General features: G+C 68.7%; 28 protein-coding genes. 6 read left to right on the top strand and 22 right to left on the bottom strand.

Annotated features, from left to right (window positions below; genetic code table 11):
- Positions 1-474 carry a cupin domain-containing protein gene (locus A37E_RS0100590; protein WP_029554847.1) on the bottom strand — a complete coding sequence of 158 codons (474 nt, stop codon included), beginning with the start codon at positions 472-474 and terminating at the stop codon, positions 1-3.
- A gap of 97 nt (positions 475-571) precedes the next feature.
- Between A37E_RS0100590 and A37E_RS0100585 the strand changes: the two genes are divergently transcribed.
- Positions 572-1,462, top strand: a complete 891-nt coding sequence (locus A37E_RS0100585) for a LysR substrate-binding domain-containing protein (RefSeq protein ID WP_029554846.1) — start codon at positions 572-574, stop codon at positions 1,460-1,462.
- A gap of 37 nt (positions 1,463-1,499) precedes the next feature.
- Here A37E_RS0100585 and A37E_RS0100580 read toward each other — a convergent pair whose 3' ends face one another.
- Positions 1,500-1,919, bottom strand: a complete 420-nt coding sequence (locus A37E_RS0100580) for a DUF1330 domain-containing protein (protein ID WP_029554845.1) — start codon at positions 1,917-1,919, stop codon at positions 1,500-1,502.
- A gap of 3 nt (positions 1,920-1,922) precedes the next feature.
- Positions 1,923-2,732 (bottom strand): crotonase/enoyl-CoA hydratase family protein, encoded by an 810-nt coding sequence (locus A37E_RS0100575; RefSeq protein ID WP_029554844.1) that lies wholly within the window; start codon positions 2,730-2,732, stop codon positions 1,923-1,925.
- An 84-nt stretch (positions 2,733-2,816) separates the two neighbouring features.
- Here A37E_RS0100575 and A37E_RS0100570 point away from each other — a divergent pair, with 84 nt between their 5' ends.
- The 3 genes from A37E_RS0100570 to A37E_RS26735 all read left to right on the top strand — a co-directional run bounded on the left by A37E_RS0100570 (position 2,817) and on the right by A37E_RS26735 (position 4,881).
- Positions 2,817-3,518, top strand: coding sequence for a TetR/AcrR family transcriptional regulator (locus A37E_RS0100570; protein WP_081837371.1), 702 nt, complete (start codon positions 2,817-2,819; stop codon positions 3,516-3,518).
- A 67-nt stretch (positions 3,519-3,585) separates the two neighbouring features.
- Complete coding sequence (locus tag A37E_RS0100565; protein ID WP_029554842.1) at positions 3,586-4,560, top strand: aldo/keto reductase; 975 nt, start codon at positions 3,586-3,588, stop codon at positions 4,558-4,560.
- Between the two features lie 162 nt (positions 4,561-4,722).
- Complete coding sequence (locus tag A37E_RS26735) at positions 4,723-4,881, top strand: hypothetical protein (protein ID WP_155982261.1); 159 nt, start codon at positions 4,723-4,725, stop codon at positions 4,879-4,881.
- A 9-nt stretch (positions 4,882-4,890) separates the two neighbouring features.
- Here the strand turns inward: A37E_RS26735 and A37E_RS0100555 are convergent, their stop codons facing one another.
- The 6 genes from A37E_RS0100555 to A37E_RS0100530 form a co-directional block, all read right to left on the bottom strand.
- Positions 4,891-5,709, bottom strand: coding sequence for an alpha/beta fold hydrolase (locus tag A37E_RS0100555; RefSeq protein WP_029554841.1), 819 nt, complete (start codon positions 5,707-5,709; stop codon positions 4,891-4,893).
- Positions 5,709-6,425, bottom strand: a complete 717-nt coding sequence (locus A37E_RS0100550; protein ID WP_029554840.1) for an ABC transporter ATP-binding protein — start codon at positions 6,423-6,425, stop codon at positions 5,709-5,711. Before A37E_RS0100550 ends, A37E_RS0100555 begins: the two co-directional genes overlap by 1 nt.
- Positions 6,418-7,161 (bottom strand): ABC transporter ATP-binding protein, encoded by a 744-nt coding sequence (locus A37E_RS0100545; RefSeq protein WP_029554839.1) that lies wholly within the window; start codon positions 7,159-7,161, stop codon positions 6,418-6,420. Before A37E_RS0100545 ends, A37E_RS0100550 begins: the two co-directional genes overlap by 8 nt.
- Positions 7,154-8,140, bottom strand: a complete 987-nt coding sequence (locus A37E_RS0100540) for a branched-chain amino acid ABC transporter permease (RefSeq protein ID WP_051678679.1) — start codon at positions 8,138-8,140, stop codon at positions 7,154-7,156. The genes A37E_RS0100545 and A37E_RS0100540 overlap by 8 nt, the downstream gene beginning before the upstream one ends.
- On the bottom strand, positions 8,137-8,997 hold the full coding sequence (locus A37E_RS0100535) for a branched-chain amino acid ABC transporter permease (RefSeq protein WP_029554837.1): 861 nt from the start codon (positions 8,995-8,997) through the stop codon (positions 8,137-8,139). The genes A37E_RS0100540 and A37E_RS0100535 overlap by 4 nt, the downstream gene beginning before the upstream one ends.
- A gap of 170 nt (positions 8,998-9,167) precedes the next feature.
- Positions 9,168-10,415, bottom strand: a complete 1,248-nt coding sequence (locus tag A37E_RS0100530) for an ABC transporter substrate-binding protein (protein WP_029554836.1) — start codon at positions 10,413-10,415, stop codon at positions 9,168-9,170.
- A gap of 147 nt (positions 10,416-10,562) precedes the next feature.
- Here A37E_RS0100530 and A37E_RS0100525 point away from each other — a divergent pair, with 147 nt between their 5' ends.
- Both A37E_RS0100525 and A37E_RS0100520 read left to right on the top strand, forming a co-directional pair.
- On the top strand, positions 10,563-11,246 hold the full coding sequence (locus A37E_RS0100525; protein ID WP_245279239.1) for a GntR family transcriptional regulator: 684 nt from the start codon (positions 10,563-10,565) through the stop codon (positions 11,244-11,246).
- A gap of 20 nt (positions 11,247-11,266) precedes the next feature.
- Positions 11,267-12,787: an aldehyde dehydrogenase gene (locus A37E_RS0100520; protein WP_029554834.1), complete on the top strand. Its 1,521-nt coding sequence runs from the start codon at positions 11,267-11,269 to the stop codon at positions 12,785-12,787.
- Positions 12,788-12,852: 65 nt separating this feature from the next.
- On the opposite strand, the gene A37E_RS0100515 is transcribed toward A37E_RS0100520, so the two are convergent.
- From A37E_RS0100515 to A37E_RS0100455, 13 genes are all read right to left on the bottom strand, one after another.
- Complete coding sequence (locus A37E_RS0100515) at positions 12,853-13,641, bottom strand: DUF4239 domain-containing protein (protein ID WP_029554833.1); 789 nt, start codon at positions 13,639-13,641, stop codon at positions 12,853-12,855.
- A 144-nt stretch (positions 13,642-13,785) separates the two neighbouring features.
- A complete protein-coding gene (locus A37E_RS0100510) occupies positions 13,786-14,727 on the bottom strand; it encodes a YncE family protein (protein ID WP_051678678.1) in 942 nt (313 codons plus the stop codon).
- On the bottom strand, positions 14,724-15,272 hold the full coding sequence (locus A37E_RS0100505; protein ID WP_029554831.1) for an SRPBCC family protein: 549 nt from the start codon (positions 15,270-15,272) through the stop codon (positions 14,724-14,726). The genes A37E_RS0100510 and A37E_RS0100505 overlap by 4 nt, the downstream gene beginning before the upstream one ends.
- Positions 15,269-16,243, bottom strand: coding sequence for a vWA domain-containing protein (locus tag A37E_RS0100500; protein WP_038192340.1), 975 nt, complete (start codon positions 16,241-16,243; stop codon positions 15,269-15,271). Before A37E_RS0100500 ends, A37E_RS0100505 begins: the two co-directional genes overlap by 4 nt.
- On the bottom strand, positions 16,243-16,815 hold the full coding sequence (locus A37E_RS0100495; RefSeq protein WP_029554829.1) for a hypothetical protein: 573 nt from the start codon (positions 16,813-16,815) through the stop codon (positions 16,243-16,245). Before A37E_RS0100495 ends, A37E_RS0100500 begins: the two co-directional genes overlap by 1 nt.
- Complete coding sequence (locus A37E_RS0100490) at positions 16,812-17,855, bottom strand: vWA domain-containing protein (protein WP_029554828.1); 1,044 nt, start codon at positions 17,853-17,855, stop codon at positions 16,812-16,814. The genes A37E_RS0100495 and A37E_RS0100490 overlap by 4 nt, the downstream gene beginning before the upstream one ends.
- The gene (locus A37E_RS0100485; protein WP_051678677.1) at positions 17,855-18,721 is read right to left on the bottom strand and encodes a hypothetical protein; all 867 of its coding nucleotides are present in this window, start codon (positions 18,719-18,721) and stop codon (positions 17,855-17,857) included. Before A37E_RS0100485 ends, A37E_RS0100490 begins: the two co-directional genes overlap by 1 nt.
- A 73-nt stretch (positions 18,722-18,794) precedes the next feature.
- On the bottom strand, positions 18,795-19,655 hold the full coding sequence (locus A37E_RS0100480) for a DUF58 domain-containing protein (protein ID WP_029554826.1): 861 nt from the start codon (positions 19,653-19,655) through the stop codon (positions 18,795-18,797).
- An 8-nt stretch (positions 19,656-19,663) separates the two neighbouring features.
- Positions 19,664-20,695, bottom strand: coding sequence for a MoxR family ATPase (locus A37E_RS0100475; RefSeq protein ID WP_029554825.1), 1,032 nt, complete (start codon positions 20,693-20,695; stop codon positions 19,664-19,666).
- A 170-nt stretch (positions 20,696-20,865) separates the two neighbouring features.
- Positions 20,866-21,156 (bottom strand): methanol dehydrogenase [cytochrome c] subunit, encoded by a 291-nt coding sequence (locus A37E_RS0100470; RefSeq protein ID WP_029554824.1) that lies wholly within the window; start codon positions 21,154-21,156, stop codon positions 20,866-20,868.
- A gap of 34 nt (positions 21,157-21,190) precedes the next feature.
- Entirely contained in the window at positions 21,191-21,793 is a 603-nt protein-coding gene (moxG, locus tag A37E_RS0100465) for a cytochrome c(L), periplasmic (protein ID WP_029554823.1), read from the bottom strand.
- A gap of 47 nt (positions 21,794-21,840) precedes the next feature.
- Positions 21,841-22,800: a methanol oxidation system protein MoxJ gene (gene moxJ, locus A37E_RS0100460; protein ID WP_081837370.1), complete on the bottom strand. Its 960-nt coding sequence runs from the start codon at positions 22,798-22,800 to the stop codon at positions 21,841-21,843.
- Positions 22,801-22,941: 141 nt separating this feature from the next.
- Positions 22,942-24,828, bottom strand: a complete 1,887-nt coding sequence (locus A37E_RS0100455; protein WP_024278268.1) for a methanol/ethanol family PQQ-dependent dehydrogenase — start codon at positions 24,826-24,828, stop codon at positions 22,942-22,944.
- Between the last annotated feature and the right edge of the window lie 236 nt (positions 24,829-25,064).

The following is a 25,064-nucleotide window of genomic DNA, read 5'->3' as shown; positions in this document are numbered from 1 at the left end:
TCACCATGGGGTGCCGTCCTTGCGGGTGAAGGACCAGCCGGTGGCGGAGAAATGCGCCACGAGATCGTCCTCGGGATAGGTGCCGGCATCCTGCGGGTCGCGGTCGCCGATTTCCAGATAGCGGACCTCCGCCGCGCTCCGGTTGACGAGGTGATGGGCAAGCCCGTTGGCGGGGAAGCCGATGCACATGCCGGGGCCGAGCGGGAATTCGCCTTCGTCCGTGCGCAGGGTGGGCGTGCCCGCAAGGATATAGACGAACTCCTCCTGCCGCGTGTGCCGGTGCAGCAGCGCGGACTGGGCACCCGGCGCCAGCGTGGTGAGGTTCACGCCGAAGCGGGAGAGGCCGAAGGCATCGCCGAGCTGCCTTTTTTCCCGGCCCGCCATGCGCGCGGCGAAGGGGGCGGGATAGTTCGAGGGCTTGGTGCGGGGCGGCACGTCCTCGGCGGCAAGGGGCGTGCGGGCGGGGCCTGTCATCGGGTGTCCTCATCAAGAACTTGCTGGAAGCTAGCGGATGTTTGGGCTCAAATGGGTGAGAAATCCTCACCTGTCTGGGGCGTGCGGGGAAGCGTCCATGTCGTCCAATCTGCCTTCGCTCCGGGGCCTTGCGGCTCTCGATGCGCTGGCGCGGCACAAGAGGCAGGGGGCGGCGGCCGAGGCGCTGGGCATCTCGCGCTCGGCTCTCTCCCACCGCATCGCGGACCTTGAGGCGGAACTGGGCGCGCGGCTCGTCACCCGTTCGGGCCGCGTCTCCATGCTGACCGACGAGGGCACCGCGCTGCTCGCCGCCATGGGCGATGCCATCGGCCGGATCGAGGCGGCGGTGGCGCCCCTTCAGCGACGTCTGCGGCAGATCCGGCTTTCCACCGTGAATACGCTGGCCGCCAACTGGCTGCTGCCGCGCCTGCCGCGCTTCCAGCGCGCTTATCCCGACATCGAGATCGCGGTGCTGACCACCCAGCGGGTGGTGGACCTCGACGGCGAGGATGTGGACTGCGCCATCCGCAACGGCATGGGCGACTGGCCCGGCATTCAGGCGCGGCTGCTCTTCCGCGAGACGCTGGTGCCCGCCGCGGCGCCCGGCCTCGCGCTGGGCCGGCCGTCCGATTGGCCGGTCATCCGCGCCCGTGCCCGCTTCCGTGACTGGCCGCTGTGGTGGCAACAGACGCGGCAGAAGGGGGAGGCCCCGGCCGGCGGCATGGTGGTGGAGAACCGGGCGCAGGCGCTGGAGGCGGCGCTGGCCGGGGCCGGCGTCGTCCTTACCGACGCGCGTTATCTGGACACGCACCTCGCCGCCGGCCGCCTGCGGGTGCTGGGGCCGGTGATCGCGATGGAGAGCGGCTTTTATTTCGTCCGCAGCCGGGCGCCGCGCAATCCGCGCAACGTCGATGCCCTCGCCCACTGGCTGGAAGACGAGGGCCGGGCGGCGCCGCAGGCCGGGTGGCCGCCGGGCGCTGCCGACTGAGGGAGCGGCGCGGCACCCTGCGATGCCGCGCCGCCAATCATCCCGCAAAGCCGGCACCGGCCGGCAGGGGATCGAAGCGCACGAGCCGGCTGTCGGCGACGCCCGCCTGCCGGTGCGCCATGGCCTCGCGATAGCGCGGATCGCGCAGCATCTGCACGAACGCATCGGGGCTGGGATATTCGGCGATGAAGGCGATGTCCCAATGGGTCTCCGGCGGCCCGACGAGGGACAGCTCGAAGTCGCCACGCCACACGATGCGCCCGCCGATCTCCGCCAGCACCGGCGCGCTGAGGCGGCTGTAGGCCTCATAGGCCTCGGCGCCGGTGGTGACGCGGCCGTCCGCATACGTCACGCGTGGGCGCAAGCGGATGAGGTTCAGCAGGTGCACCGGGCCGGGGCGGTCGTTGGTGGCGAAGGCGGCGAACGTCTCGCGGGTGAAGCTGGTGTGTCCCTCCATGGCTCAGCCCTCCGCCGAAGCCGTCCAGAGGCCGGGATAGGCCGGTGCGCGGCGGGCGATCCAGGCGTCCAGCCCCTCGCGCAGGTCGGCGGTGGGGGCCATGCGGGCGAACTGCTCGGCCTCCACCAGCAGGCCCTCGGCGATGGGCAGATTGATGCCGCGCGTCACCGCCGTGAGGATGGTCGAAACCGCGAGCGGGGAGTGGACGAGGATGCGCTCCAGAAGATCGCGGGCGCGCGGCAGCAGGTCGTCGTGGGGCACAACGGCATTCACCAGCCCCAGCTCCAGCGCGCGCTCCGGCGTGAAGGTCTCGCCGGTGAGCAGCAGCTCCATGGCCCGCTTGCGGCCGGCGAGGCGCGGCAGGCGCTGGGTGCCGCCGAAGGTGGGCGGCATGCCGAGCAGGATCTCGGGCTTGGCGAACACCGCCCGGTCGCTGGCGATGGCGAGCGGCGCCGCTTCCGTCACCTCGCATCCGCCGCCATAGGCGAGGCCGTTCACCGCCACCACCAGCGGCTTGCGGAACGCCTCCACCCGCGCCGTCAGCCTTTGGCCGCGCGCCACGAAATCCCGCAACGCCGCCTCCGGGCTCTGCGCCACCGAGCGGGAGAATTCGGGAATGTCGCCGCCCGCCGAGAAGGCGCGTCCGGTGCCGGTGAGGATGACGCCGCGGATGGCGTCGTCGCCCTCGATTTCGTCGAGGTGGCGCAGCAGCGTCTCGATGGTGGCGTAGCTCAGGGCGTTGAGCTTTTCCGGGCGGTTGAGGGTGAGGGTGGCGATGGCGCCGTCGACCGTCTTCAGCACAAGGTCCGTCATGAGGGAACTCCCCGTTCGATGAGGCCCCGACCATGCCCGCGGCGTCCGGTTGAGTATACTCACTGTACGGTATACCTTGCGGCCATGCAGAAGCCCCCGAATGCCCGCGTTCAAGACAAACGCGCCCAAGAAGCCCGCGCCCAAAATGCCCGCTCCCAGGACAGGCGCGCCCAGGACGGCCGTGCCCAGGACATCCGCGCCAAGGACACACGGGCGAAGATCGTCCAGGCCGCCTCCAAGCTGTTCTATGCGGAGGGGATCGGCCGGGTGAGCATGGATGCGGTGGCGGAGAATGCGGGCGTCACCAAGCGCACGCTCTATTATCATTTCGACAGCAAGGACGACCTCGTCGCCGCCTATCTCGACGCCCGCGACCAGCCCAACCTGACGCAGATGGCGGGGTGGTTCGCCGCCGCCGAGGGCGGGGTGGATACGAAGGTCGCGGCCATCTTCGCGGCGCTCGCCAAGAGCGCGCGGCATCCCAAATGGAAGGGCTGCGGCTTCCTGCGCACCACGGCCGAACTCGCCGCCTTGCCGGGACATCCGGCGGTGAAGATCGGTGCCCGCCACAAGGCAGCCTTCGCCACGTGGCTGGCGGGCGAACTGGAGAGCGCCGGCTTCGAGACGCCGACCGCCCTCGCGCGGCAGATCCTGCTGCTGCTGGACGGCGCCTTCTCCGCCTCGCTGGTGCACCGGGATGCGAGCTGGTTCGAGGAGGCGGGCGCGGCCGCCGGCGCGCTGGTGCGCGCCCATCCGCGCCAGCCGAGCCCGAGCGCGGTATCGTGATGCATTGAGTGCTTGCAAGTCCGCCGCCGGCGGCGATGGTAGGCGCCTCAATCGCGGGAGACGGGCAGTGGACTACGTGAAATTCGGCGCGACCGGCCTTGAGGTCTCGAAATTGTGCCTCGGCTGCATGACGTTCGGCGAGCCCGGCCGGGGCTCCCACGCCTGGACCCTGAAGGAGGAGGAGAGCCGCCCGCTCATCCGGCAGGCGCTCGACCTCGGCATCACCTTCCTCGACACAGCCAACGTCTATTCGGACGGTACGTCGGAAGAGATCGTCGGCCGCGCGCTGAAGGATTTCGTGCGGCGCGAGGAGGTGGTGCTCGCCACCAAGGTGTTCAACCGGATGCGTCCCGGCCCCAACGGCGCGGGCCTGTCGCGCAAGGCCATCATGGCCGAGATCGACGCCAGCCTGCGGCGCCTCGGCACCGACTATGTGGACCTCTACCAGATCCACCGCTTCGACCACGCGACCCCCATCGAGGAGACGCTGGAAGCGCTGCACGATGTGGTGAAAGCGGGCAAGGCGCGCTACATCGGCGCCTCCTCCATGCCGGCATGGCGCTTCGCCAAGGCGATCTACATCTCCCGCCTCAACGGCTGGACACGCTTCGTGAGCATGCAGAACCACATGAACCTCCTCTATCGCGAGGAGGAGCGCGAGATGCTGCCCCTTTGCATCGAGGAAGGGGTTGCCGTGATCCCCTGGAGCCCGCTGGCGCGTGGCCGGCTGGCGCGGGCGTGGGACGAGGCGACCTATCGGCTGGAGAGCGACGAATTCGGCAAGACGCTCTATGTGGCCGGCGACCGGGAGGTGGTGGACGCGGTGGGCGCCATCGCCGCCAACAGGGGCGTGCCGCGCGCGCAGGTGGCCCTCGCGTGGCTGTTGCAGAAGAAGGGCGTCACCGCGCCCATCATCGGCGCCTCGAAGCCCGGCCATCTCACGGACGCCGTGGCGGCCCTCTCGCTGACCCTGACGGCGGAGGAGATCGCGGCGCTGGAGGCGCCTTACGTGCCGCACGGCGTCGCCGGCTTCACCGACTGAGCCCCCGCGTCCGCCGTGGCGAAAAGATCACGTTTCGTCGATCTGTGGGCGCCCGCTCTGCCCGCAGCAAAGTCGCCGCTTTGCCGTCGAAATTCCGCCCGCCGTCCGGAGCATCAGACGAGAGCGGGCAGGTTGGCCCGATCGTGTTTCTGGACAAGACCCATGAAGGGCATCGCTTTCGGAATTCTCCTCACCGTCGTCGCCGGTCTGCTGAGCGTCGGCGTCACCTTTGTGTTCGGCGGCAGCGGCGGCCTTAACTTCCTGCTCGCGCTCGGCGCCACGCTGGTGGCCCTCGCCATGGACGTGCCGACCGTCGCCTGACGCGCGCGCTCAGCCCGCCTGGGAGGCGGCGACCGGCTCCGGCGGCGCCTCCACGGTACGGACGAACCCCGTGAGCAGCACCGCGACCTCGGCCGGCGCCTGAAGGGTCGGCACGTGCGCGCAATCGGGGATCTCGTGGAAGGTGCCGTTGGGCACGAGGTCGGCGAGTTCCCGCGCCATCACCGGCGGCGTCGCCGCATCCAGCGCCCCGGCGCAGGCGAACACGGGCACGGCGAGATGCCGCGCCACGTCCTTCAGATCGAGCGTCGCGAGAATCCCGCAGGCTTCGCCGAACACCTCCGGATCGGTGGCGACGAAGGCCGCGCGCCGCTCCGCCAGAGTCTGCGGCACCCGCGCCGCCATGGCCGCCGGGAACAGGCGCAGCATGGCGGTCTCGGCGATGGCCTCCAGCCCGTCCGTACCGGCCTTCGCGGCCATGAAGCGGAACGCCCCGCGCCCCTCCTCGGTGAAGCCGGCGCCGCAGCCGGCCAGGAACAGGCCGCTCGACAGCTGCGGATGGCGCAGGGCCGTGGCGAGGGCGAGGAACGAGCCGTAGCCGTTGCCGAACAGGATCGGCGTCTCGCCGGGACAGGCCGCCGCCACCGCCGCCGCCACCGCATCCGCCTGCGCATCGAGCCCGCCCGCGCGCGGTGAGCCGCCGAAGCCGGGCAGATCGAGCAGCACCAGCCGGAACCTGTCGGACAGCAGCGGCACCATGGGTTCGAGGCTGCCGCGATCGGACAGCAGGGAATGCAGGAACACGATGCTGGGGCCGGTGCCGGTGACGTGCGCGGAGAGGCCGGCGGCGCTTGTGTTGGCGGTGAGCATCAGTGCACTCCCAGATGTTGGGCCATGAGGGCGGGATCGTCGGCGAGGACCTGAGGCAGTCCGCGCCAGACCACCTCTCCCGAAGACAGGACGACGCAGGTGTCGGCGAGCCGCAGCGCAAGCGGCAAATTGTGTTCAACGAGGAGGATGGAAAGTCCGTCCGCCTTGAGGGCGGCGATGGCGTCGGCCACCTCGGCGACGATCTGCGGGGCGAGGCCTTCCGCCGGCTCGTCCAGCAGCAGCACGCGCGGATTGGTCACGAGCGCGCGGGCGATGGCCAGCATCTGCTGCTCGCCGCCGGACATGGAGCCGGCGAGCTGCCGGCGCCTTTCCTTGAGGCGCGGGAAGAGGGTCTCCACCGAGGCGATGTCGAACGCCCGCGTAGCCTTGTGGCGCGGCGGCCGGTAGGCGATGGCGAGGTGTTCCTGCACGGTGAGGGAGGGGAAGATGCGCCGCCCCTGCGGCACCAGCCCCACGCCCAGCCGGCAGATGGCCTCCGGCTTGCGGTTCTCCAGCGCCGTGCCGAACAGTTCGATGCGGCCCTGCCGGGCGTCGTTGAGGCCGGCGATGGCCGAGAGCGTCGTGGACTTGCCCGCGCCGTTGCGGCCGAGGAGGGCAGTCACGGCGCCTTCCGCGCAGGTGATGTCCAGCCCGCGCACGGCGCAGATCTCGCCATGATAGACGTGGAGGTTGGACAGGGTGAGGGCTTCAGGCACCGAGATACACCTCCCGTGTGCGGGGATCGGCGGCGATGTCGGCGCGCGATCCGGTGGTCACGACCCGGCCGTGGTGGAGCAAAGTGATGCGTTCGGCGAAGGCGAGGGCGACATCCATGTCGTGCTCGATGAGCACCACCGTCATCTCCCCGGGCAGATTGGCGAGCAGGTCCTGCACCATCACCCGCTCGTCGCGGGAGAGGCCGGCGAGGGGCTCGTCCAGCAGCAGCACGCGTGGGGCAAGGGCGAGGGCCATGGCGATTTCCAGCCGCCGCCGGTCGCCATAGGCGGTCTGGGACACCGGGCGGTCCGCGAGGTCGGCGAGCTTCACCCGGTCGAGGATGGCGAGCGCTTCCGCCCGCAGCGACGCATCGGCGCCGAAGGGGGACCAGGCCCGCCATTTGTCGCGCCTGAGGCCGTTGAGGGCCAGCATCACGTTCCGGCAGAGGGTCTCGTGCGGGAAGAGCGTGAGGATCTGGTAGGTGCGGGCGAGGCCGAAGCCGGTGCGCTTGCGCGGCGGCAGGCCCACCAGCTCCGATCCGAACAGGCGGATGGAGCCGCCGGTGGGCGTGAGATCGCCGCAGATCAGGTTGAACAGCGTGGTCTTGCCCGCGCCGTTGGGGCCGAGCAGCAGGTGCCGCTCGCCGGGCATGATGTCGAGGCTGACGTCCGCGATGGCGGGCAGGCCGCCGAACTGCTTGGTCAGGCCGTCGATGTGGAGTGCGGGCTCAGCCATCGGCGCGCTCCCTCGGCACGAGTTTGGGGGCGGGGCCGGGCCTGAGCCGCTTCAGCGACGCGGTGAGGCGGTTGAAGCCCGGCACGATGCCGTCCGGCATCAGCAGGACGATGACGACGAAGGTGAAGCCGAGCAGCATCACCCAGCGGTCGATCCAGATGGAGGCGAGGTTCTTCAGGAGCACCACCAGCGCCGCGCCGATGAGCGGGCCGGCCAGCGTCCCGGCCCCGCCCGCCACCACCATCAGCAGCACCTCGGCGGAGGCCGTCACCGCCATCATGTGCGGGCTGACGAACTGGTGATACCAGGCATAGAGCAGGCCGGCGGCGGCGCCCCAGGCGGCCGCGAGCATCCAGGCGACGAAGCGGATGCGCCACACGTCATAGCCCACCGCGCCCATGCGGCGCGGCTGGTCCCGCGTGCCGCGCAGCGCCACGCCGAGCGGGCTGTCGAAGAAGCGGCCGAGCTGGACGAGGGCCAGCGCCAGCACCGCGAGGCACAGCCACAGGAAGTATTCCGGCTTTTCCAGCGGCAGCCACGCGCCGCCGGGGCGCGGCACGCCGGAGAGGCCATTGTCGCCGCCCGTCACCGAGGTCCAGCGATAGGCCGCGCCCCAGACGATCTGGCACAGGGCCATGGTGATCATCACGAAGCCGAGGCCGGTGGTGCGCAAGGCGACGAGGGCGAACAGCGCGGCCACCGACAGCGTCCCGCCCAGCGCCACCAGCGCCGCGAAAACCGGATCGATCCCGCCCACGGTGGAGAGCCACGCCACCAGATAGGCGGCGAGGCCCGGAAACACCGCGAAGCCCAGCGAATTCAGCCCCGCATGGCCGACCAGCACGTTCAGGCCCAGCGCGCCGATGGCGGCGATGGTCACCTGGCTGGTGAGGTTCACATAGAAGGGCGAGGTGGAGAACAGCGGCACCAGGGCCATGGCGGCCAGCGCCACCGCGAAGGGGAGGGCGCGCGCGCTCATCCGAGCCTCCGGCCGAACAGGCCCTGCGGCGCCACGGAGAGCACCGCGATCATGGGCAGGAACAGGATCACATAGGCGAGGTCGGGCACGAGCACCTGTCCGAATGTGTAGATGAAGCCGATGGCGTAGGCGCCGACGAACGCCCCCGCGAGGCTCCCGGCGCCGCCGAGGATCACGACGAGGAGCGCCAGCGGCAGCATGTCCTGGTCGAGGCTGGGATAGACCGAGAGGATGGGGCCGCCGATGACCCCGCCGAGGCCGGCCAGCGCCGTGCCGAGGCAGAAGACGGCGGTGAAGAGGGTGGAGGCGGAGACGCCGATGGCGCGGGCCATGCCCACGTCGTCCACCGCCGCGCGGATCATGGCGCCGGCGCGGGTGCGCTCCACCAGCAGCCACAGCCCCAGCGCCACCGCCGCGGAGGCGCCGATGACGAACAGCCGGTAGCGCGGGAACACCGCATCGCCGATGCGCACCGCGCCGGAGAGTTCCGGCGGCGGCGGAAGACGCATGGGGTCGCCACCCCACATCATCAGGCAGGCATCGGCGATGATGAAGGCAAGGCCCAGCGTCAGCAGCACCTGCGGCAGGGTGCGCCCGGCAAGGCGGCGCAGCAGCGTGCGCTCGATGATGCCGCCGAGCAGCCCCACCGCCACCGCCGCCGAAGCCGCCGCCGCCCAGAAGCCGAACCCGGCCTTCACCGCGGCAAGGCCGAGATAGGCGCCCAGCATGAACAGCGCGCCGTGGGCGAGGTTCGCCACCCGCATCAGCCCGAAGATGAGGCTGAAGCCCGACGCCAGCATGAACAGGAGCCCGCCGAGCGCGAGGGCGTTGAGGCTTTGGCTGACCCAGAAGGTCATGATTGGTCCTCGGATAAGGTGCGGAAACGAGACCGGCTGTCGATCATCGAGCTGTCATCCCCCGGCTTGTCCGGGGGATCCACGGTGGGGCTGGGCGGGCTACCGCAACTCCTGCACCCCGCGTGCGGCGAAGTGGATGCCCCGGACTAGCCGGGGCATGACGCGTCAGTTCACTTCCCCAGATTCTTCGCCGGCGGGTAGTCGCGGCTGTAGACCGGCTCGGCGAGGAAGGCCTTGGGGTCGTAGGTCCAGAACTGCGTCACCTTCGGATAGGTCTTGATGACCACGTTCTGCAGCCGCCCGTCCTTCTCCTCGGTCTTGCGGATGGTGACGTTCATGATGGGGTTGCCGTATTCGTCGAGGGTCACCTCGCCGTACGGTCCCTTCTCCAGCTTGACGGAGCGCAGCGCCTTCATGAGCGCCTGCTTGTCCTCCACCTTGCCGTCGATGGCCTTCACGGCCGCATCGAGGAAGGCGCACGCCTCGTAGGCGCCGGCGGTGTAGTAGCCGGGGTCGGCGCCGTACTTGGCGCGGATGCCGGCGGCGAATTCCTTGTTGCCGGGCACGTCCTGGGTCGCCGTGTACCAGCCGGAGGAGATGACGCCGACGGCTTCCTTGCCCATGGACTTGAGGATGCCCTCGTCCACCGTGGTCATCTGCGCGATCACCTTCACCGGCGCGCCGTATTCGGCGTACTGCTGGAGGAAGCGCAGGCCGTTGCCGCCGGCGAAGGCGGCGTAGACCGCATCCACGTCGGTGCGGATCTGGCTGATGTAGCTGCCGTAATCGGCGACGTTCAGCGGCGGCCACAGCTTCTGCACCACCTGTCCGCCATTGTCCTCGAAGGCGCGCTGGAAGCCGGCGGTGGCCTCGTGACCGAAAGCGAAGTCGTCGCCGATGGTGACGACGCGCTTCAGCTTGAGATCCTTGGCGGCATATTCGCCGAGCGCGTGGTTGGCCTGGGCCGAGGTGCCCACGGCGCGCACGAACCACGGGTTCTGCTTGCGCTGGGTGAGGTCTTCCGCCGCCGCCGAGGGCGAGATGACCGGCACGCCCACCTGCCGGATGTAGTCGTCGATGGCCAGCGCCTCGAAGGCGGCCAGCGGGCCGATGATGGCGTTGACGCGCTCGCGCTCCACCAGCTCCTGGGCGCGGGTCTTGGTGGTGGCGGGCTGGCCGGCGGTGTCCACCGTGATGAGCTCCACCTTGCGGCCGCCCATCATGCCGTTCCGCTCGGCAAGGCAATATTCCATGCCCTGCTCCATCTGCTTGCCGCCGGCCGCCAGCGCGCCGGAACGCACGGTCATGAAGCCGATCTTGATGGGCGTCTGCTGCGCCGCCGCGGGCAGGACCGCGAGCGCGGACAGCGCCGTCGCGGCGAGCCACGAGGCTGTTGTGCGCTTCGTGAGTGTGGGCATTTTTTCTCTCCCTGAGATGCTCTTGACGGCTAAATTTTTTGTCGTGATATTTCAGACAGAACCGAAAACCCACGTCAAGCGACATTTTTCCGTTGTTCTGTCGTTATCTCTCCTCCAAACTTCCGCCAGTTCGTCAGGGCATGAAATATGTTGATCGATCAAAACATCGCCTCTGATAAGGCCATGGGCGGCTCCGGCCTGCTGCGGGACGCGGTCTATGCGCGGCTGAAGGACGAGATTCTCGGCTGCCGTCTCCAGCCCGGCGAGGAGCTGCGCGAGCAGGAGCTGGCCGGGCGTTTCGAGGTGAGCAAGCAGCCCGTGCGGGAGGCCCTGCTGCGGCTGGAGCAGGAGCGCCTCATCACCGTGCTGCCGCGCCAGGGCTATCGGGTGAACCCGGTGTCGCTGGCCGACGCGCGGGACATCTTCCGCTTTCGCGAGGTGATGGAGCCGGCCTGCGCGGCCGACGCCGCCCGCCACGCGACCGACGAGGTGCTGGCCGCCCTTGATTCCTTCCGCACCTTCGATGCGTCGAAGTCCGATTTCATCCGCTACAACCGCGCCTTCCATGTCGCGGTGGCCATGTGCTCGCCCCATCGGCGCATGCGGGAAGAGGTGGTAGATCTGGTCGCGCAGGCCGACCGGCTGGTGCTGGTCAGCATCGGCACCATGCAGGGGCGCGACCCCGACCGGCTGATCGCTGAGCACGTCGCCATCATCGAGGCGCTCCAGTCCCGTGACGGCCGCAAGGCCGCCCGCCTGCTGCGGGACCATATCGCCGATGCCGAGAAACGGGTGGTCGCGGCCCTGTCGCGCCACGCCGTCGTCCTTTGAGAAAAAACCGGAGAAACGTCATGAACGCCAAAGCCGAAGCCGCCGTCGCGGCGCGGGGCAATTTCATCGATGGCCGCGAGGTGGAGAGCATCGGCGGCGGCACGGTGGAGGTGAAGAACCCCGCTACCGGCGCCGTCATCGCCATCATTCCCGACAGCACCCGCGAGGACGTGGATGCGGCGGTGAAGAGCGCCCGCGCCGCCTTCAACGGCGACGCCTGGGGCGGCATGGCCATCCGCGAGCGGGTGAAGCTCATCAACCGCATCGCCGATGCCTTCGAGACCGCGCTGCCCGAGCTGTACCAGCTCGAAACCCAGAACAACGGCCGGCCGGTGAACGAGACTCGCGCCCAGCTCGGCCGCCTGCCGGACTTCCTGCGCTATTTCGGCGGCCTCGCCCTCGCCCGCCGCGATGACGTGATCCCGGTGGAAGGCAATTATCTCAACTACACCCGCCGCACGCCCATCGGCGTGGTGGCCAATTGCACGCCCTTCAACCACCCGCTGATGATCCTGTGCAAGTCGCTGGCGGCGGTGCTGGCCTCCGGCTGCACCACGGTGGTGAAGCCCTCGGAATACACGCCCCTCACCACGCTGCGCCTTGCCAAGCTGATGAGCGACAACGGCCTGCCGCCCGGCGTGTTCAATGTGGTGAACGGCATCGGCGCCAGTTCCGGCCGCTTCCTCGCCGAGCATCACGACATCAACAAGCTGGTGCTCACCGGCGGCACCGAGGCCGGCCGCATCGCCGGCTCGGCGGCGGCGAAGGTCTTCGCCCACCAGACGCTGGAACTCGGCGGCAAGACGCCGGTGATGGTGTTCGACGATTACGATGTGGAGCAGGCGGTGAACTATGCCGCCTTCGGCGCCTTCGTGGGCGCGGGCCAGACCTGCGTCTGCGCCGCCCGGCACATCGTGCAGAAGACCATCTATGACGAGTTCGTGGAGCGCCTCGCCGCCAAGACCAAGGCCATCCGCATCGGCGATCCCCGCGATCCCGAGACCCAGCTCGGCCCGGTGGTCTCCCAGCGCCAGCTCGACCGCGTGCTCTCCTTCGTGCAGGCGGGCCATGACGATGGTGCGCGCCTCGTGGCCGGCGGCCAGCGACGCATCGTTCCCGGCCACGAGAACGGCTTCTTCGTGGAGCCCACCGTGTTCGCCGATGTGGCGCCCCACATGCGCATCGCCCGCGAGGAGGTGTTCGGCCCCTTCACGGTGGTGATCCCCTTCGAGACGGAGGAGGAGGCCCTCGCCATCGCCAATGACAGCCCGTTCGGCCTCGCCGCCGCCATCCGCACCCGCGACGTGCACCGCGCCCATCGCGTGGCGGCGAAGGTGAAGGCCGGCATCGTCTGGATCAACGACCACCACCGCCTCGATCCCGCCTCGCCCTGGGGCGGCGTGGACGACAGCGGCATCGGCCGTGAGTTCGGCATCGAGAGCTTCAACGACCATTTCGATGTGAAGTCGGTGATGCTCTCCACCGAGGGCAAGCCCTTCGACTGGTACAAGGGCACGTCGCAGCAGCCCCGCCTGAACTGAGGCGGCTTCCCTCAAGGACCTGTCGGCGGCCGGGTCGTGCCTTGCGCGATCCGGCCGTCGCCGTTTCAGCCCTGCGGCGGGGTGGGGCAGGTTTGCGCCTGCATCCGCTGGAGCAGCCGCTCGACCGGCGCCGGCGACACCTTGATGGGGCCGGTGAAGGGCTGGCCCATCTCCATCACCAGGAAGATGGCGGCGGAGATGCCGATCATGCCCAGCGCATGGCCCGTGAGCACCAGCGCGTTGCGCGGCGCGAACACGCCGGAATAGAGGAAGATCAGCGCGAACCAGCAGATGACCACGAAGATGAAGCCGGCCGGCGTGGTGGTGCGGGCGACGCCCGTCACCTTCCAGCGATACTCCACCAATTGCCGCGAGAGAGCGAGCAGGGTGCCCCGTACATCCTGCTGGTCGGCGGTCTCGCTCTTGAGGTTCCGCACACCGGCGTCGAACCGCAGCAGCGCGGTGAGGGCCGACACCTGCGCGGAGCTTGAGGCGTCATCCTCGCCCGTGGTCCAGGTCTCCGCCACGAGCTGGCGGGCATAGGCCTGGAGGTCGCCCCGGAGCGGGCAGGCCGGCGCGCCGAAGCTCAGCAGGTTGAGGTCGGTGATCTGGAGGACGGCGGCGTATTTCTGGACGTCGGAATAGGCGTCGCTGAAATTGTAGCGGGCCGAGTTCACCATCAGACCCAGCAGCAGGGACGACATGGTCGCGATGATGGCGACGCTGGTCCGCAGGTTCTTGACCGAGCCGTCCTCGTAGCGGGAGTTCGACAGCCGGCTGCCGATGGCCATCCCCGCCGCCATCGTCACGGCCATGGTGACGAATGCAATCCCGGCTGCAACCCATGCGTTCATGTGCGACTCTTCATCCGTTCCGGGCGGGGGGCGGCGCGAAAATCTGACTCTCGCGCTGACTGTCCGCTGACACCGGCCTGAACATACCGATTCCGGTGGTGAAACGCAGCCGAATGCAGCTGAATCCGGCCATGCCGGGAAGGGTCAGGGCACGAGCGCCATCACCCGCGGCCCGTCGCAGACCGCGATGCGCGTCGAGATGGATAAATCGTCGAGATTCAAGGCGGTTACGCGGTTGGCGAACCATTCGGCGACATAGGCCCGCCCCGCCGCCGCATCCACCACCACCCCCTCCGGGGAGCCGCCCAGCCTGATGCGGTGGATGATGGTTTCTGTTGCAATATCAATGACATTCAGCATGCCCGCCTGCTGGTCCGTCGCCAGCAGGAGCCCCTTGCCGGGCACGAATGCGACGCCATAGGGCATCTTCATGCCGGCGATGCGTTTGATGTCGTGTTTTTCCTTTGTTATCAATGCAATATCGCCACTCCGCACATCCGCCACCGCCACCAGCTCCGGATGGGAGGGATCCAGCGCATAAGGCGCCCGTCCGACCGGGATGACGGCGGTACGGGTGAAGTCTAAGGTATTGATAATGCTGACTTCATCGCCCTCCCGATCGGCGCTGTAGAGCGTGCGCCCATCCGGATCGATGGCGAGATGCGCCGGCGACCGCCCTACCGCAAGGGTGCCGGTGACAGCGAGGCCGCGGGCGTCAATGCGCAGAATTCTGTCGCCAGACCAGTCACTTACATACAACGCCCCGCCAGCCGCCACGATGCCGAACGGCTGCCCGCCGATATGGGCGGTGCCCGCGACTGTCCATGTCTTCACATCGAGACGGGTGAGAAGGCCGATGTCCGGGTGGGTAATGTAAGCGGCTGTGCTGTCAGAAGAAATCGCGATCCCGGCCGGCACCTTGTCCACCTTCACCCGCGTCGATACCGCACCGGTCGCGGTGTCGATCACATCCACCTCCGCGGCCCCCTGGCACAGGGCGAGGAGCGTGCCGGCGGTCGCGGGCGCGCTCCAGCCGAGGAGCAGGACGGCGAGGGAGGAAAAGACAATCGCCGTCAGTAACTTCACTTGCCTTCGGCCTTGGCCTTGAGCCCGTTGACACCGGCCTCGAAGAACGCCGTCATGGCCGCGACGGCGGCTTCGTCATTAAGTTCGTCGGGTGGGAAGTTGGAGGTATCGCCGCGATAGAAGCGGCCAGCCATCACCACCTCGCTCTTGCCGCCACCGGCATCGTTCACGGAGAGGGTGATGGTGTAGAAACTCACGGGCAGCGCCTCCACATTCTCGGTGTTGAGCCGCCACGAGAGGCTGCGCTGGGCGGCATCCACATCATCGAGCCCGTCGGTGATCTCGCCCTTTTCCAGCACCAACACACGCTCCGCGCCGGCCACATTGCCGCCCTTGGCTTTCACCGCCTTCACCATGGGATGCCAGGCGCCAATGCCGGCGAAATCGCCGGCGATTTTCCATACGGCGTCGGGCGTCGCGGCGACGGTGGCCTTGGCCTCGGCCTTCTGCGGCGTCGGGCCGTGGGCCTGTGCGGGCGCGGCAAGCGCGACGAGGACGCCGAGGGTGGGCAGGAGGGCGCGGCGGGAGAGGCGGGCCAAAATCATGAAGTGGAAATCCTTCGGTTGCGCAGGAAAGTCGGGCGCCGGTCCCACACTTGGGCGAGGTAGAGCCCGGTGAGCAGCAGCAAGGCGAGGGCGGCCGGTAGGGGCGCGGTGTCCATGATGCCGGCTACCGGATGGGGGCGGGCCGATGCCTCGACTTCGGCGGCAAGGGTCGCGGCATCGGCCAGCGGCGCGTAGGCAAGGCCCGTCGCCTCGGCGAGATCCTTGAGGTGGTCGGTGCGGACGGCGCTGAGATGTTCCTGCCCAGTCGCCTCGTCGGCGCCCCACGGAGCGTTGCGCGGGTGCCAACCCTCCCGCTGCTCCGAGCCGGAGGGCGGCAGGCCGTGTCGGTTCTCCTGCGGCACGTCGGTCATGGCGTAGAAGCCGATTTCCCGCCCGTCCCGGTCGAATTTGGGAATGGGTGCCGGCTCGATGCCGCCGACGCCGACGACCAAGCCGTGCACCTTGCCCGGCTCGCCGGAAAAGGCAGGCGCGCCCGAGGCTGGCAGCGGTGGCGCCTCCTGTCCGTCAGTGAAAAAAATGAGGTCGGCGTCGAGGGGCCCGGCGAGGTCGATGGCGGAATAGAGGCCAGAATAGATGTAGCTGTCCCCCTCCCACGCCATCCGCCAGTTGAGCGCACCGATGGCACCATCGAGCGGCGCGAAGTCGGCGCAGACCTCGACCGGCTCGAACAGCAGATAGGTGCGCCGCTCGGTGAAGATACCGAGCCCCACGCGCGAGCCGCATGGTAACCGGGCGGCGAGGCCGCTGAGGGCCCGCTTCACGGTGTCGAGCCGCGAGGCCGGGCGGCCCTCGAAGCTGTAGTCGCGCACATTCATGGAGCCGGTGATGTCCACCACCGCCAGCAGCCGGTAGGCGTCGGTCGGCCGTTGGAGCCTCGGCGCGACGATGGCCGCTAGCGCCAGAAGGAATGCCGCGGCGAGGACAAGAGTGCGGGCGTCCGGTCGCCCCATCACGGCAGTCCCTTGGGCAGGCCGGGAAGGTCGGTCCAGAGCCGCTTCGGCGTCTCCTGCGCCTCGTCCTGCTGGTCCTGCTCGATCTGCGGGAAATCGCGCACGAGGCGCATGGCGATGTCCAGATTATACTTGGCGTCCCAGAAGTCCGGCGCGCGCACCAGCGCCGCGCGATAGCCCGCCTTGGCGAGACGCACCTGCGGCACGGCGGGATCGATCTCTGTCTTCTCCAGAAACGAGATGGCAGTCGCGAGGCGGGCGTTGGCGAGATCGTAGAGCGCGGCCACCGCAAGCGGGCTGCGGTCCGCGGCGAGCCGATCCACAAGCGGCTGCGCCTCGTCCAGCCGGTCGCGGATCATGAGGAAATGCGCGCGGGCCATGAGCAGTCGATCCGGCGCATCGAGTTCGACCGGCAAGTCGCGGCCCGCAGCGAGCGCTGCGATGGTGCGGTTGGCTTTGGCATGGAGGGCCATGCGAGTTCCCGTTATGGCCAACGCCGCCAGTGCCACTGTCATCACCGCGAGGGAGGTCAGTGCGGCAATGCGGCGGAGGCTGAGGATACGCAGCTTCATGCTGCCCTCCGCGTGTCGATGCCGGGCAGGTCGGTGGCGGTACGCCGCCGGGCGCCGAGGCCGCGTTCGGCCAGGCGGGCAGCGAGCAGCAATGCGGACGCGGCGGCGGCAAGCCCATAGCAGAGCCGCGTGAGGTCGCGGCGCGGGATGCGCTCCAGATAGGGGATGGGTTGGCTCTCCTGCCGGTCGATCTCGGCGATGGCGTCGGCAACGGCCTGCGGGCTGCCGGCCTCGAAGGCGCGATAGGGCACGCCGAGGCTGGCGAGGAAGAGATTGAGGTGGCGCTCCGGCATGGCCTGCGGCGTGTCCTCGCCAGGCACGCGCGGCTTGTCGAAGATGCCGGGCGAGCCAACGGTGCGCAGGAACAGCCAATAGAGCCGCACCGGCGAGCGCTTCAGAGAATCGCGCAGCGCTGCCTGTACCCGTGGATCAATGACGGCGGCGCCGTCCGACACCAGCAGAACGGCGCGCGAGCCGCCGGAAGCGGCTGATGCGTCGAAGCTGTCGAGAGCGAGCGCGAGGCCCCGCCCCACGTCGGTCAATGCGAGGCCCGGCCGGTCTATGGCGGCCACGGCTGCGGCGACGGCCTCGTGATGGTCGGTCAGCGGCAGCACCGGGATGGGTGACGTGGAGAAGGCGGCGATGCCGATGCGATCCCGCGGGCGGCGACCCAGAAACTCCGTGAGCAGGCGCTTGGCGGCAGCGGATTTCGACTCCTCCCCGGCGCCCGGCGCGCGATCGGCGAAGGTGTTGTCCATGCTGGCCGAGCGGTCGATGAGCAGCATCAGGTTGGCGCCGGAACCGATGCGCTCGACCTCCCGCGCCTTCAGGTTCAGCCCCGCGAGGCCGAGAACGAGGGCGCCTATGGCGAAGGTGCCGGCGAGGCGTATTCCGAGGGAAACAGCGATCGAAAGCCCGTCGTGCGGCACCATCGCCACCGACGGCAGCGCGGCGCCGCGCAGGGGCAATGCGCCGAGCGGGAGCAAGGCGAGCGCGAGCAGGAACAGGAGCGCGGGATGATCCACATCGAGGCCGAGCATCAGGCCGCCTCCTTTCGCGTTCCCTGCCCCGTGCCGCCCCGCCGCTCGACGGTGGCGAGCCGGCGGGCGAGATCGATCATCGCTTCGGGCGGCAGCAAGGCCATGGCCGTCTCAGGCGCATCGCCGAAGAAGGCGATGCGGGAGGCCGTGAAGAAGCGGTCTATCGCCTCAGCCTCGCCTGCGAGCGCGGGTCGTAGCGCGAGGAAGCCGGGCACATCCTCGGCGAACAGCCGTTGTCCCGCTGCCTCGTCGAAGGCGCGGTGGAGGAGTTGGAGGGCGTCCTCATAGCCGAGCTGTGCGTCGAGGTCGGGAAGCCGCCGCATGTGGCGCAAAGCGGTCGCAAATGGTCGGCTCCGGCCGGCGAACGGTCCCCATCCCGAGGCCGCCGCGAAGGCGAGGAGGCTTGCCGCGGCCACGGCCGCCGCAGCAGCGGCGAGTTGCGCATCCCTGACGAGGGGATAGGGGCGGGGGCGGATATCCGGCTGCAGTGCCATGGGGTTGCCCCGCTGGCTGGCGACCAGTTCGCGCAAGGGTGAAGAGACGAAGGTCCACGCCGGAATGGTCAGCGTCTGTCGCGCGTCGCCCTTGCGCGCGGCGAGGGGCACTGCGGGAATGTCGAGCGCGCGTGGCTCCAGAGGGGAATAGAAGGTCTGGTAGGTGAGGGTGAGGCGATAGCGCGGGGCGCCATCCGGCGCGGTTTCCGGCTTTACGTCGAGGCGCTTCAGGTCGAGCCAGTAGGTGACGGGGCGGGGACGGGGCAGGGCGCTTTCGTCGAGCCGCCAGCCGGCATCGAGGGTCACGACCGCTTCCAGCGAGATGGTGTCGCCGATGAGATAGCCGAAGGCGCGCGGTGCGTAGAGGTCCACCCCCGCCGCGTGGGCGGGCGCACCTGCCAGAAGCGCGCCGAAGAGTAGCGCCAGGGCTGCCGTGCGACAGTGCCTAGCGGCCGGCAAGGAACGCGACCAGCGCATCGGCATCGAACCGGTTCACGAGGTGGAAGGGCGCGTATCCGCGCGTGACAAAGCGGGCCTCCAGGGCGGCGATCCTTGCCCGCGCCGTCGCCTGCCACCTTGCCCTCAGCCCCGGACGCATGAACACCAGCCGCCGCCCGCCAGTCTCCGCATCGGCAACTTCCATCAGTCCCCAGGCCGGCACGTCGCCCTCGGTGCGGCTGTCGCGTAGCAGCACCGGCACCACATCGTGCCGCCACAGAGCATCGAGGGTCAGGTCGAGATCGGCCTCGGGCATGAGGAAGTCGGAGACGAGGAAAACGAGGCAGCGGCGCCGCGGCAGGCGCTCGGCTGCGGTGGCTAGGCCCCTCGTGCTCGTGCCGGACGGCGTCGCGTCCGAGATGGTGGCCGCCACCTGCGCGCCGAGCCCCCGGCGTCGCGTGGCGGGAATGAAGGCATCCTCCCGCAGGTCGCCACCAGCGCCGATGAGGGTGAATTCATCCCCCGTTGCGGCGGCCGAAGCTGCGAGCGTCGCGGCGAGGCGCGCGACCTCAGCGCCCGTGCCGTCGAAACCCATGGAGCCGGACAGATCGGTGAGCACCGCGACCGTCGTGGCGCGTCGAGGAGCGAAGGTGCGGACATGCACGCCCTCGAACGGGTCGCGCAGCGAGGCGCGCAGGTCAATGCGGCGGGGGTCCGGCCGCGCCACCAGCGGCACGAGGGTGCGGAAGGTGCCGTCACCGCCATCGCCCTGGCCCGGATGCGCGCCGGGCCGCACCCCGCGCGGGCGCCACTTGAGGCGATAAGGCACGACGTTGCCGCCGTATTCCCCTTCGGGTTCCCCGGTCATGATGTGGCTCATGGCGCTGGCACCGTGGCGAAGGCGGCGCGGCAGAGGTCGGCGGAAATCTCCTCGCGCCGCATCTCGTAGACCGGATCGAAGAAGATGCGATGCGCCATCACCTCGGGAAAGACGGCGCGCAGATCCTCCGGAACGATGATGGACCGCCCCTCCAGCCACGCACGCACACGCGCGGCACGGATGAGGTAGGACATGCCGCGCGGACTGGCGCCGCCCTGAACAAGGCGATCCATCCGCACGCCGGGAAGGGCAATGCCGGCCTTGTCGGGGGTGCGGATCGCATCCCACAGCGCGATTGTGTAGGCGACGATGGCGTCGCTGGCGGGGATGGCGTTCTGGATCTCGCGGGAGACCTGATCGAGGCTCCGGTAGTCGATGATCGCCTCCGGCACCTCCGCGATCAGGAGATCGGTATCGTGGAAGCGCGGGTCGAACACCAGCGCGCGGCGGGCGGCGAAGTCTTCCGGCGCTTTCACCTGCACTTCCATGAAAAAGCGATCACGGGCGGCGGCGGGCAGCTCGAAGGTCTCCTCCCGCTCCACGCGGTTGCGGTCGGCGAACACTTGGAGGAAGGGGAAGACGTATTCGCGCCCGAAGGCGGAAACGGTGCGCTCGGCCATCAGCCTGAGCAGCATGGCGTGGACCTGCGGCCGCGCCCGGTTGATCTCGTTGAAGAAGAAGACGGAGAGCTCCGGCCCCCGGCGCAGGAGCGGGCCGGGATCGACCCGTGGGCGTCCGTCCTCGCCGACGCGGGCGTCATAGACGAGGTCGGCCGGCATGAGGTCGATGGTGCCTTCAACCCGCTCATAGGCGCCGCCGATGGCGCGGGCGAGTGCGCGCAGCAGCGTGGTCTTGCCGACGCCGACGTCGCCCTCCAGCAGCACATGGCCGCGGGCGAACACCGCGATGGTCAGGAGACGGATGACCCGCTCCTGGCCGAGCACGATGTGCCCGACCGCCCGTTCGAAATCGAGCGCGCGGTCGCGCCACTGGGCGAGCGCGCCGTCCGGATCGGCGATGGCGTGCATCAGGTGTCCCCTTGGCCTTGCGGCAAGAAAGGCGCAGCCGACGGGAGCGGGGGATGTTGGTCCCGCGCGGAGGTCCCGAGCGGCCGCGCCAGTTGCCCACCATCCATCGGAGGATTGCCCGGCTTCGCGGAAAGGCTCAGCCTTGCTGGTGGGGGTCGGGAAAGGCCAAGTCAGTTGGACGGAATCTTGCTCACGTCATAGACGAACTGGCCGGTCTTCTGAAAATACTCAACGCGCTTCTTGTTGCGCGCTTCCATCTGGGTGATGGATTCGCCCTGCTTCGCCAGCTCTGCCGGGTTGTGCTTGGGGTCGTATTTGCTGCCGGCCACCTTGTCGGGATAGCCGGGCTTCGGCTCCCAGCAATTGCCGGGCGCCTTGCAATTGGTGCCGTCATAGGCAGCGGCACCGCCGGCGGCGAGGGCCGTGACCGCGAACGCGGCAGCGGCGGCGAGCATGGGCATGCGAACCTTATGCTTCATCTGTTGTCCTCCCTTCTCACTTGCTCCCGGCCGCGCTCGCGGCCGTCGCCTTGCACACCGGTGCCTTGTCGAGATCCGGCGTTTGATCTTCCTTTTCGTTGAAGCGCTTGAAGGCCGCGCGCTGGGCCGGGGTCAGCCACACCGCGTCGTTGGGATCGTCCTTGTAGAAGTGGCGCACCCAGGCCATCACCAGCAGCATCTCGTCGAGATTGAGCGCGCCGTACATGGGACCCATCTGCCCCTGCGCACCGCCGAAGATGGTCTCGAACAGGCCCTGATCGGTCATGTTCTTCGGGTAGGTCCAGTAGCTGTCGTTGAGGCCGGGGCCGATCTTGCCCTCGCCGTAATGACCGTGACAGCCGGAGCACATGGAGAGGAACAAATCCTTGCCCTTGGGCAGGCAGGTCGGATTCTCCACGTAGACGTTCACGCCGGTGGCGAGGAACTTCTTCACCGCTTCGGTATCGCGGCCCTCCGCGGGAGCGTCCGACAGGTCCAGTGGCTGGCCGGTCACCGTATTGGTGAAGTTGAGCGTGGCCTGCGCAGCAAGAGCGAAGCCGGACACGAACGCGACGGCGAGGAGGGCCTTGACGCCCCGCGACAGAAAACGGCTGTGCATTGGACCTTCCAGAAAAGTTCCGATGGAAATGACGGCTTTGGGCCGGATCAGGAATTGGGCTTGAGCAGGGGGATGCCCTCGTCGGCCAGGATCTCGTCGATCTGCGGCCGTGCCTTCACCAGCGCCGCGTCGATCTCGGCGAGAAGCGCGGTGTCGCCAAGGCGAACGGCGACCGACTGGTCGTAGTGGAGGGGCATCTCGGTGCCGTCGAACTTGGTGACGGAGTTGCCGGCAAGGCTCATGCGCAGCGGCACCTGGGACGATTTCACATAGCGGGCCACTTCCGGCGCGAAGGCGAAGGCGATGTCCGCCTCGCCATTGGCGACCTCGGAGACGACGCGCTCGCCGGGCACCTGCACATACTGGTTTCGCGGCGAGCGGAAGTTCACCAGGCTGTAGAGGTACGCGGCATTGTCCTCATACTTGCCGAGGCGCTTCAGCACGGTCTCGCCCGGCGAGTAGAAGCGGACGACGAAGCGGTTGAGCGCCTTGACCTGCGGGTCGTTCCAGTCGGTGGCGGTGATGTTGCGGTCGGCCTTCGTTACCAGCACGTAGGACGTGCGGTAATAGGGCTTGGAGCTGAGCACCCGCGCGTCGCCGGTGTCGACGCCCATCACCACGTCGCAGAGCTTGGCGTCGAGCTGGTCGCGCACCTGGTAGATGGCGGGCTTGGAGGTCCAGACGAAGACGGCCTTGCGGCCCATGGCCTGCGCCAGCACCCCGGCAATGCGGTTCTCGAAGCCCTTGCCGTCCTTCTGCGAGAACGGGGCTTCCACCTCGGAGGCGCAGACGCGCAGGATCGAGGGATCGGGAGGAGTCGCGGCCTGCGCCGGCGCGGCCGAGCCGCCGGCGGCTGTCTGCGGCGACATCTTGCCGGATTCCGCCGTCTGGGCGAGCGCTGGCGCGGCGAAGAGGGCCAGTGTCCCGGCGACAAGGGCTCCGGCGACGAAACGGCTGGTGGCGGACGTCGCGGCGTGGCGCGCGGGTGTGCTCGCAGAACAGGTCATCGGTTCGGCCTCCGTCTGGCTCGCGTCCGGTCGCGCCGTCGTTCGGCAGGCGATCAGGGTGGCGATGGATGCGCTTGTGGCGAAAGAAGAAACCGGCCGCCGCCGAGGTGACGGCGGCCGGCAAGGGGCGGTTGTCGGAGGTCAGCCGCCGGAAGCGTATTCACCCACCTTCGGGTCGTCGTAGGGGCCCTTGCCGTCGAGCGAGAACACCATCACGCCGCCACCCATCTGGGTGTAATTCTGCAACTGCTTGAACGCGCCCACGGAGCCGAGGCCGGCGGTGGGATCGTTGAGGTCGAACACCAGGCCCACACCCGGCCAGCCGCCGACGCCGTAATAGATGGCGACGTACTGCACGCCCTTGTGGGTGTAGGTCATGGGATGGCCGATGACGCCGGACGGCAGCTTGAACTTCCACAGAAGCTCGCCGGTGTCGCTGTCGCGGGCCTTGATGAAGCCGTCCAGCGTTCCGTAGAACATCACGCCGCCGGCGGTGGCGAGCGTGCCGCCCCAGGCCGCGAAGCGCTCCATCACTTCCCACTTGTACTTGTTGTTGATGGCGTCGTAGGCCTTCACTTGGCCGAGACCTTCATAGGTCTGCTTGTTGCCCTTCGGGCCGGGATACATCCACAGGGTCGCGCCGACGAAGAACTGACCCGCGCGGTAGGGGAGCATGAAGGGCTCCCAGTCCATGCAGATGTGGTTGATGCCCATGAAGAAGGACTGCCGCTCCGGGTCGTAGCTGTCGTGACCCTGGTTGTGGTAGCCCATCGCCGAGGGGCAGATGTCGCGGCCCTTGTGGTCCATGCGCGTCGCGTATTCCGGATCGCGCTGGGGCAGGCCGGTCTTCAGGTCCACCTGCTTCACCCAGTTCACCGTGTCGTCGATCTTGTCGGCGGACACGAGCGAGCCGTCGGTGCGGTCGAGGGTGTAGACGATGCCGTTGCGGTCCGGATGCGTCAGGAGCTTGCGCATCTTGCCGGCCTTGTCCTTCTGCTCGGAGAGCATCATGACGTTGACGCCGGCATAGTCCCACTCGTCGTGGGGGGTCTTCTGGTAGCCGAAGTGCGCTTCACCGGTGTCGATGTCGCGGCCCCAGATGGTCATGGTCCACTTGTTGTCGCCGGGACGCATGGTCTCGTTCCACGGCGCGGGGTTGCCGGAGCCGTAGTAGATCATATTGGTGCCGGGATCGAAGGCGTACCAGCCCCAGTTGGTCCCGCCGCCGATCTTCCAGGCGTCGCCTTCCCAAGTGCCGGTGCCGAGGCCCTTCTGGCCGTACTGGGGATTGGCCTTGTTGAAGTCGTCGGCGAGCTTCACCTGCTCGTCTGGGCCGGTGGCATAGGCCCGCCACTTCTGCGCGCCGGTCTTCACGTCATAGGCGGTGACGTAGCCGCGCACGCCGAGCTCGGCGCCCGAGGAGCCCACCAGCACCGTGTCCTTCACCACATAGGGGGCGATGGTGAGGGTGGAGCCGACCTTGATGTCGGAATTCTCCAGCTTCCAGAACTCCGCGCCGGTCTCGGCATTGAGCGCCACGATGTGGCCGTCGAGCTGGGTCTTGAGGATGAGCGCCGGGGTCTTGCCGTCGCCAGGCCAGTAGGCGAGGCCGCGGTTCACCACGTCGCAGCAGGCGACCGCGCGGGCGGTGGGGTTCTGCTTCGGCTTGTGCTGCCACAGGATGTGGCCGGGATCATCCAGGCCCACCGCGAATGTCGTGTTCGGGTAAGGCGAGTGGATGTACATCACATTGTTGACGACGAGCGGGGTGCCCTCGTGGCCGGACAGCACGCCGGTCGAGAAAGACCAGGCCGGGCGAAGCTGTTTCACGTTCGCCTTGTTGATCTGCTTCTGCGGGCTGTAGTTGTTGGCGTCGTAGTTCTTGCCGGTCATCGGCCAGTTGTCGTCGCTCTTGGCGAGTTCGACGAGCTTGTCGTTGGCGAGCGCCTGCGAACTAACGGCCGCGGAACCCGCCGCCAGGGCGAGGGTCACGGCACAGAGGGAGACGGAAGAAAACAATCTCGTCATTTGGCGTTTTCCTTGGGTGGTTCCTCACTCGGTTGGACTTGTCCCTCCCGCACCCGTGCATGCCCCACGCGGCCGGATGGCAGCGGGAGCGACACGGGAGCCGAAGCTTCCCCTCCGCTTGCGCAGATGGTCCGCACTTCCGCCCCATGGCCGGGACGCAGGAGATCGCACCTCGCGGGAAGCAGAGCTGGTGATGGCCAGGGTGGCGGTCGTCCTCCGATTGCGACCTGAGACCC

It is taken from the genome of Xanthobacter sp. 91 (genome assembly GCF_000702385.1).
Taxonomy (GTDB): domain Bacteria; phylum Pseudomonadota; class Alphaproteobacteria; order Rhizobiales; family Xanthobacteraceae; genus Xanthobacter; species Xanthobacter aminoxidans.
Note: the sequence above shows the minus strand (reverse complement) of the source record. Positions and strands in the feature narration are given on the sequence as shown.